The 7,126-nt window shown below is 55.4% G+C and carries 7 protein-coding genes; 3 read left to right on the top strand and 4 right to left on the bottom strand.

The window, feature by feature from the left end; all coding sequences use genetic code 11:
* Positions 1-197 precede the first annotated feature (197 nt).
* Positions 198-1,319, top strand: coding sequence for a hypothetical protein (locus NM10_RS11970; RefSeq protein ID WP_020311802.1), 1,122 nt, complete (start codon positions 198-200; stop codon positions 1,317-1,319).
* A 438-nt stretch (positions 1,320-1,757) separates the two neighbouring features.
* A complete protein-coding gene (locus NM10_RS11965; protein WP_020311801.1) occupies positions 1,758-2,162 on the top strand; it encodes a hypothetical protein in 405 nt (134 codons plus the stop codon).
* Between the two features lie 173 nt (positions 2,163-2,335).
* On the opposite strand, the gene NM10_RS11960 is transcribed toward NM10_RS11965, so the two are convergent.
* From NM10_RS11960 to NM10_RS11950, 3 genes are all read right to left on the bottom strand, one after another.
* Positions 2,336-3,346, bottom strand: a complete 1,011-nt coding sequence (locus NM10_RS11960; protein WP_239639738.1) for an NADH:flavin oxidoreductase — start codon at positions 3,344-3,346, stop codon at positions 2,336-2,338.
* A 277-nt stretch (positions 3,347-3,623) separates the two neighbouring features.
* Positions 3,624-3,818 carry a type II toxin-antitoxin system RelB/DinJ family antitoxin gene (locus NM10_RS11955; RefSeq protein WP_020311799.1) on the bottom strand — a complete coding sequence of 65 codons (195 nt, stop codon included), beginning with the start codon at positions 3,816-3,818 and terminating at the stop codon, positions 3,624-3,626.
* Positions 3,811-4,872: a nicotinate-nucleotide--dimethylbenzimidazole phosphoribosyltransferase gene (locus tag NM10_RS11950; RefSeq protein WP_192813573.1), complete on the bottom strand. Its 1,062-nt coding sequence runs from the start codon at positions 4,870-4,872 to the stop codon at positions 3,811-3,813. The genes NM10_RS11955 and NM10_RS11950 overlap by 8 nt, the downstream gene beginning before the upstream one ends.
* Positions 4,873-5,032: 160 nt before the next feature.
* Here NM10_RS11950 and NM10_RS11945 point away from each other — a divergent pair, with 160 nt between their 5' ends.
* A complete protein-coding gene (locus NM10_RS11945; protein WP_020311797.1) occupies positions 5,033-6,046 on the top strand; it encodes a LacI family DNA-binding transcriptional regulator in 1,014 nt (337 codons plus the stop codon).
* A 174-nt stretch (positions 6,047-6,220) separates the two neighbouring features.
* On the opposite strand, the gene selA is transcribed toward NM10_RS11945, so the two are convergent.
* A partial coding sequence (gene selA, locus NM10_RS11940; protein WP_020311796.1) for an L-seryl-tRNA(Sec) selenium transferase occupies positions 6,221-7,126 on the bottom strand: 906 nt, incomplete at its 5' end.

The raw sequence follows: 7,126 nt of genomic DNA, 5'->3' as shown, positions 1-7,126 counted from the left end.
TATCTGATTCACAACGATCCTCAGTTAGAAGGAAAATTAAAGCTTCAATAAGAAGAAATTTGTAAACGATGTGCTTGCATAAAGTGTAAAGGATGTCCTTGCACAAAATGTAAACGATGTTATTCTTGACACACGTTCCGCCCCTACTATAAACAGCGAGGCCGTTAAAACCACTCGATTCACGGAGGATACCCGCCATGGATGCGAATACACAAAAGGCGCTGGAATCGCTGCACCGGCGAAAGGTCAATTCGTCCATCGCCATCGCAGCGGACCTGGCCAACGACAACTTAAACAGTATCTGCCGCCTGGCGCTGGCCTGGATCAGCGACGGCAATGTCCACGGCATTTCCTATTTCATCAAACCCCGGGAAGGCCCGGTCCAGGCACACAACCTGACGGAAGCCATGCTGGCCGACAGCAAGCCTTTCGATGTCGTCTGGGATGAAGACATTGCCTTTCTCCTCAAAGACGCCGTCCTCTCTGCCTACCGCTCGGAACGGCTCTTTCCGGCCATCAAGGCCAGCTATGAAGCATCCGGGCGGGAACTGCCCCTGAAGGATGTCTACATCCGGGACTTGAAATTCCTGGCCTCGACGTACATGCCCAACCTGGCCAATGATTCGCTGACGTCGATCCTGCACCGCATGAAGATCCCCGTCGACATGGACAATGCCCTGAGCCGGGCCATGGCCTGCATCTGCGGCTTGAACTGGCTGGAAAACCTCTATCCCATTTCCAGCTACGGTATCCCCTTGTCGGCCATCCTGGCCGGTGCCCTCCAGGGCCAGCCGGAAGAAGTCGTCGAGACGCGGGAAGAACGGGAAGCGCGGGAAGAAAAGGAAGCCAAATACGCCAAACTGACGTATTACACGAAGATGCTCTTCCTGCCCTTCGTCATCTTCTGCCTGTTTATCACCATCTATTACGTCCACCGCTATGGAGAAGCCGAACAGACCAATGTCAACTTCTCCCGCTATTCAGCCAGCGGCGTCCCGGAACTGAGCGACGAGGAAAAAGAAGCGCAGCAGGAAAAGAATCGCCTGCCCTCGAACAGCGGCCGCTACCTCATGATGCGCGGGACCTACGTCATCCCCGACGAGACGACCATTCCCACCTTCCTCAAAGCCAGCCACGACCGCGATATGGAAACAATCCGCTCCCTCGTCCGGTCCGACAAGATACTGGTCTTTGCCAAGCCGACGCGCATCCAGATTACCGGTGACAAAGACAAGAACGGCTTCGTCCCCGTCCAAATCCTGGAAGGCGACTACGCCAATCGCACGGGCTTCGCCTCAGACGATATGATAAGTAAATAAAAAAGGCTTGTCGCATATGCGACAAGCCTTTTTTCTGTAGGGGCGACCACGTGGGGCGCCCGTTTACGCTTTTTAGTTGTTAGGGGCTAGGGGATGGTTTTAAATTTAAAGGTTTTCTCTGCAAACTACAAATGCTATACTATAATATAAACCATAAAAGAAAAAGAACCTCGCAGGAGGGCAGAAGCCTTCGTGCGACAGTCTAAAAGGGAGGTTTTCTCATGAAATTGAAAAAATGGCAGGCTTTGGATTACCTTCGCCTCGCCGGAATGGCAGGCCAAGCACCCCTGCTTCGTCCTGGCCCCTCAATACGATACGATCATCGTCGATGACAACTATCAATACGGGCCGGAACTGGACCGGACCATCCATCTCGTCCAACAGCTCTGCCGTCAATATTCCATCGATACGGACCGCATCTATAACACGGGGCAGTCCATGGGCGGCATGACATCCATCGCCATGGATGTCAAATATCCGGACTTCTTCGCCGGCTCTTACCTCGTCGCCTGCAAATGGGACGAAACCGTCACTTCGCCCTTAGGTCACCAGCATATCTGGGCCGTTACCTCCCAAGGTGACCCCGGTGCCAGCCCGAGCCTGGCAAAAATCATGGAAAACTTAGAAAAAGACGGCGTCAAAGTAGCCAGCCAGACCCTCGACCCCACCCAGCCGCAAGACCAGGTCGACGCCCAGGCCGCTGCCCTCATCACGCCGGACTGCAGCCACTACCTGACCCAGTACCAAGGCGGCAGCCACCGCTCTACCTGGCAGCATGCCTACACCATGCAGCCCGCCTTAGAATGGCTTTTTGCTCAGAAAAAAACAGACCGTATTCATTAAAACATAATTCATAGCTGTCACATGAAGGCTTCTGCCATCGTGCAAGGCTCCTTTCTCTTTAAAGTTTGTAGTTTATAGAAGACAACTTTAAATTTAAAAACCATTCACTAAAAACTACAAACTGCAAACTTAATACTCAAAAAGCGCTGTCTTCATGCGACAGCGCTTTTTTTCTACATGGACAAGATTTTTTGGTAAATCTGGTGGTCCCGGAGTGCCGCCCGGCCGATGCCGATGAGGTCGGCCTGCCCTTTTTCCAGGAAGGCTTCCGCTTCGGCGCCGTCGGCAATGCCGCCGGTCAGCAAGACGGGAAGGGTCGTCCCTTTTTTGGCTGCTGCCGATAATTCGGCAAAATATCCCGCTTCCGTATGGCCAGGGCGGAAGAAGACGCTCATGCCGCCGGAAAGGCTGAGCATGTCGATGCCGGCCGTTTCAAAAATCTTAGCCGCTTCGCTGACATCGCCGACGACGGCACCGCCATCCATATAATCGCTGCCGCCCAGGCGCAGGGAAAGGACAAAATCAGACCCGACCTGGCGGCGGATAGCCTGAATGATTTCAACGTGCAGCCGGGTCCGGCCAGCCAAGGTCTGGCCCGTATAGTCATCGGTCCGCTTATTGGTCACCGGTGAATAGAACTGGTCCAGCAGATAGCCATGGGCCGAGTGGATTTCCACGCCGTCGTAGCCGGCCTGCTGTGCCCGGACAGCGGCGTCGACAAAGGCCTGGACGATGCGCTGGATATCGCCCTGCGTCATTTCCCGGGGAAATTCCGGCTGGCCCTGGACCGAAGCGGCCCGCGACGGATTGGAAACAGCACTGGCACTGATGACTTCCTGCCCCGTAATGGCCCGATGGGCAGCACTGCCGGCATGGCTGATCTGTGCCAGGATGGGTACGCCCTGAGCGTGGACAGCCGCCGTCAGGCGCTGCAGTCCGGGAATATCGGCATCGGCCGCCAGCGACACCTGGTTGGCACTGGCCCGGCCTTCAGGCGAAACGAAACTGTGTTCCTGAATGATCAGGCCTGGACCGCTGCGGGCCATATCACCATAATAAGCGACCAGCCCATCCGTCACCTGGCCTTTCGCCGACTTTTCCGTCGCCATCGGCGGCAGGACCAGACGGTTCTTCAAAACCAGAGACCCAACATTCAGCGTTGCATGTAATAACGGATACATCATCAAAATCCCTTCTTTCGTAAAAATAATTTAAAGTGGTTCATGGTTCGTGGCTCGTACATTTAAGAACCCCTCAGTCCGCCTTCGGCGGCCAGCTCCCCTTCGCAGGAGAGCCTTTCGGACCGCAGGAGCTCAATGACGCGGTCAGATCCGCGCCGGATTTGCCGGGCTGGCAAGGAGAAAAACGCAGGCATAGCGGGGCTCTGTCGAGGCTTTTCGACGCAGTCAGCCCGGCAAAGACAAGCGGAGATGGCTGCACGAATTGAGCTTCTGCGGTCCGCTAAAAAGCATCCCATTCGGCGAAGCGTTCGTTCATGCGTTTTTTCTTGATTTTCTTGGTTTCCCCTTCGGCTGCAGCAAAGGGCATTTTCCCGGCCGCAATGGTCCGTTTATAAAAGAGTTCAACTGCTTGTTCTTCCGTCAGTCCCAGGCGCTCAAAGATGGCCTGGGCTTTTTTTCTCGTTTCTTCATCCATGCGTTTCATCTCCTTTGCGGTTGTCATGGCGGTCCTGGGCTTCCTGGTTGATGCCGTCCAGGGTAGCCATATGCCAGACGGCATACATCATGGTCTTCATGAGGACGACGCCCAAGACGGCCCCCGTCCCTTCACCCAGGGAGAGACCGGCCTGGATGGGCACGTCGTATTCATCGATGCCGCACAGGCGCAGGGCCTGGGCCATGCCGGGCTCCCGGGAAATATGGGACGGCAGGGCATAATCGCAGACGGCAGGCTTCATGGCGATGGCACAGGCCAGGGCTGTCGCCGTAATGAAGCCGTCGATATAAAAGGGAATCTTTTCGTCGGCACAGGCCATCATGGCGCCGCAGAGTGCTGCCAAATCAAAGCCGCCGACGCAGCGCAGGGCATCAGCCGGCATCTGGATTTCTTTTTCATAGGCCTTGACGGCTGCGGCGATGACATGGCGCTTATGGAAGAGCAGTTTATAATTGCCCCGGGCCGAACCGAAGCCAGTCAGCCAGGACATCTTTTTCGGCGACAATGCCGTAAGGACCGCGGCAGACGTCGTCGTGTTGCCAATGCCCATTTCCCCGAATGACAGGAGATTGATGCCATCTTTGGCCGCTGCCTGCACCCGTTCGCGGCCCGTCGCCATGGCTTGCGCCAGCTCTTCCCGGCTCATAGCCGGTTCGACGGCAAAGTTCTTTGTCCCCCTGGCGATCTTGCGGTCCAGTCCGACGGCATCATCACTGTCGATACCGACATCGACGACTTCATAAGGGATATCCTGGCTGCGGCAGAAACAGGTCACGGCCGACGTCCCCTGTACCATATGGCAGCTCTGCATATACGTGATATCCGACAACTGCGCGACGACACCGGCCCGGACGACACCATTGTCGGCGGCAAAGATGATGTGTTTCGGCCGCAGCTCCCGGTGAAAGGTCCCCCAGGCCAATAAAATCTGCTTGGCCTGCTTTTCCAAAAGTCCCAGGCTTCCCGGCGGCTTGGCCAGATTGTCGATTTGATGAAGGGCCTGGCGCCGGTAACGTTCTTTGCTCACTGTCATACACATCCTCTTTTCTCGTCTTAATCGCTTCTATTGTACCATGATTGCAAACGATTCGCGACTTACATAAAAATGAATATTTGTTCATCCTGTAACACAGATTTCCTTGAAAAAACGTTTAATTTATGTCAAAATAAAAGCAAGAGTGGAGGTGGCCATCGTGTCCACAATTAAAGACATTGCCAAAGCTGCTGGCGTTTCCATCGCCACCGTTTCCATCGTCCTGAACGGCAAGGGCCGGGAACGGAAAATCTCGCGGGAAACACAACAGCGTATATACAAAATTGCACAAGACCTGAATTACGTCCCCAACCAGTCGGCCAAAAAACTGCGGTCGGCTAAAAAGGACAGCTATGCCATTGCCTTCTACTGGGCAACGGACTTCCGTATAAACTACCTGGCCCGCATCACCCTCGGCATCCAGGAAGAAATCATGAAACAGGACAAAGCCATTCATCTGACCGTCGTCCCTTATAAGGTCGACCAGCTGCAAAAACAGCTCGAAGCCATGCAGAATGAATTTTTCAACGGCATCATCATCGCGAATATGTCCAATAAAGATATGGACTACCTCAATTCCATCCATATCCCCTGCCCTGTCGTCCTCTTTAACCGGGAATCGGATAAATACAGCAGCGTCACCATGGACAACTATACTATCGGCTGCAACGTCGCCCAGCACTTCCTGGACAAGGGCATCTTCGACGCCGGCGTCCTGACCCATGACACGTCGTTCCCGATCATGCGCACGTGGATGCAGGGCTTCCTCGACACCTTCGCCAAGGCCGGCCACGCCGTACCAGAAGAAAACATCATCCTCTGCGATACGTCTTCATCGAGCGCTGTGGAAGCTACGAAGAAGCTCTATGAAGAAAAGCGGATGCCCCGGGCTATGTTCTGTGAATCCGACGTCCTGGCCCACGGCATGCTCTATACCTGCCATGAACTGGGTATCGCTATCCCACAGGACGTGGAAGTCTTCACCATCGGGATCAACATGGCTCAATTCAATGATTACGCCATTCCCTCCCTGTCCCGCGTCGATATCCCCATGGGCGAAATCGGTCAGCACTGTCTGCACCTCATGGTCGACCTCATTGAAAAGAAAAAACCGAATCCTACGGTCCAGTTCGTAGAAGGAAAAGAAATCATCGGCCAATCATCCCCGCGGTAGGAAATGTAAAAAGGCGCTGTCATATGAAGACAGCGCCTTTTTGAGTATTAAGTTTGCAGTTTGTAGTGAAGTTTTTTTTAATTCAAAACCCTCTTCTACAAACTACAAACTCCGTACTACAAACTATAAAGAACGGCCCGCTCATACATGATGGCAGAAACCTCCACGCGACGCTCAAACGCCCAACGCTTCCCGCACGATGCGGGCGACGTCCGGGAATTCGTCGTCGCCGATGGTGCGCAGGGACAGGACGACGGCGCAGTGCTGGACGCGGGCGATGATGGGGATGTCGGCCTGGCGCAGGCGCTGTTCCAGTTTTTCCGCCGACAGGTCATAGGGATCAATGGCCAGGGCCCAGCCCGGCAGGACGGCATCGGGGCAGGCGCCGCCGCCGACACAATCGTCTACACGGCGCAGGGAAACGCAGGCCGGCAGGTCATCTGTATGCAGGGCCTGCAACAGCCGTTCCGCCCGTTCCCGCGTCTCTTTCTTCGTCTGGGCCAGGCAGTACAGCGTCGGGATCTGGCAAACGGCCGTACCGTCGCGATAGGTCTGCAAAGTCCCTTGCAAACCGGCCAGGGTCATCTTATCGACGCGCAGGGCCCGCAGCAGGGGATGGTGTTTCATGGCATCCAGATAGGCGGCTTTACCGACGATGATACCCGCCTGAGGGCCGCCCAGGAGCTTGTCGCCGCTGAAAGTCACGACATCGCAGCCAGCGTCCAACACTTCGCGGACCGTCGGTTCATGAGGCAGTCCCCATGCGGCCAAATCGACGAACAGGCCGCTGCCGACATCGTTGATGCAGGGCAGTCCGTGGTCATGGGCCAGGCGGGCCAGGTCCAAAGCGGAGACACTCTCGGTAAAACCGATGATGCGGTAATTACTGGTGTGGACCTTCATGAGGGCCGCCGTATCTTCGCCGATGGCCCGTTCGTAGTCGGACAAATGAGTCTTGTTGGTCGTACCGACTTCGCAGATACGGCCGCCGCTCTGTTCGATGACGTCGGGAATCCGGAAGGAGCCGCCGATTTCGACGAGTTCCCCCCGCGACACGACGACCTTCCCGGCCGGCGSCCA

This window comes from Megasphaera sp. NM10, assembly GCF_000417505.1.
In the GTDB taxonomy this organism is placed as follows: Bacteria; Bacillota; Negativicutes; order Veillonellales; family Megasphaeraceae; genus Megasphaera; species Megasphaera intestinihominis.
The sequence above is the reverse complement of the archived record's forward strand: the minus strand, read 5'-3'. Positions and strand labels throughout refer to the sequence as shown.

Excerpts from the sequence above, each read along its gene's own strand:
- NM10_RS11970 (WP_020311802.1), top strand. The coding sequence starts at position 198 with ATGGATGCGAATACACAAAAGGCGCTGGAATCGCTGCACCGGCGAAAG.
- NM10_RS11965 (WP_020311801.1), top strand. The coding sequence starts at position 1,758 with ATGGGCGGCATGACATCCATCGCCATGGATGTCAAATATCCGGACTTC.
- NM10_RS11960 (WP_239639738.1), bottom strand. The coding sequence starts at position 3,346 with ATGATGTATCCGTTATTACATGCAACGCTGAATGTTGGGTCTCTGGTT.
- NM10_RS11955 (WP_020311799.1), bottom strand. The coding sequence starts at position 3,818 with ATGGATGAAGAAACGAGAAAAAAAGCCCAGGCCATCTTTGAGCGCCTG.
- NM10_RS11950 (WP_192813573.1), bottom strand. The coding sequence starts at position 4,872 with ATGACAGTGAGCAAAGAACGTTACCGGCGCCAGGCCCTTCATCAAATC.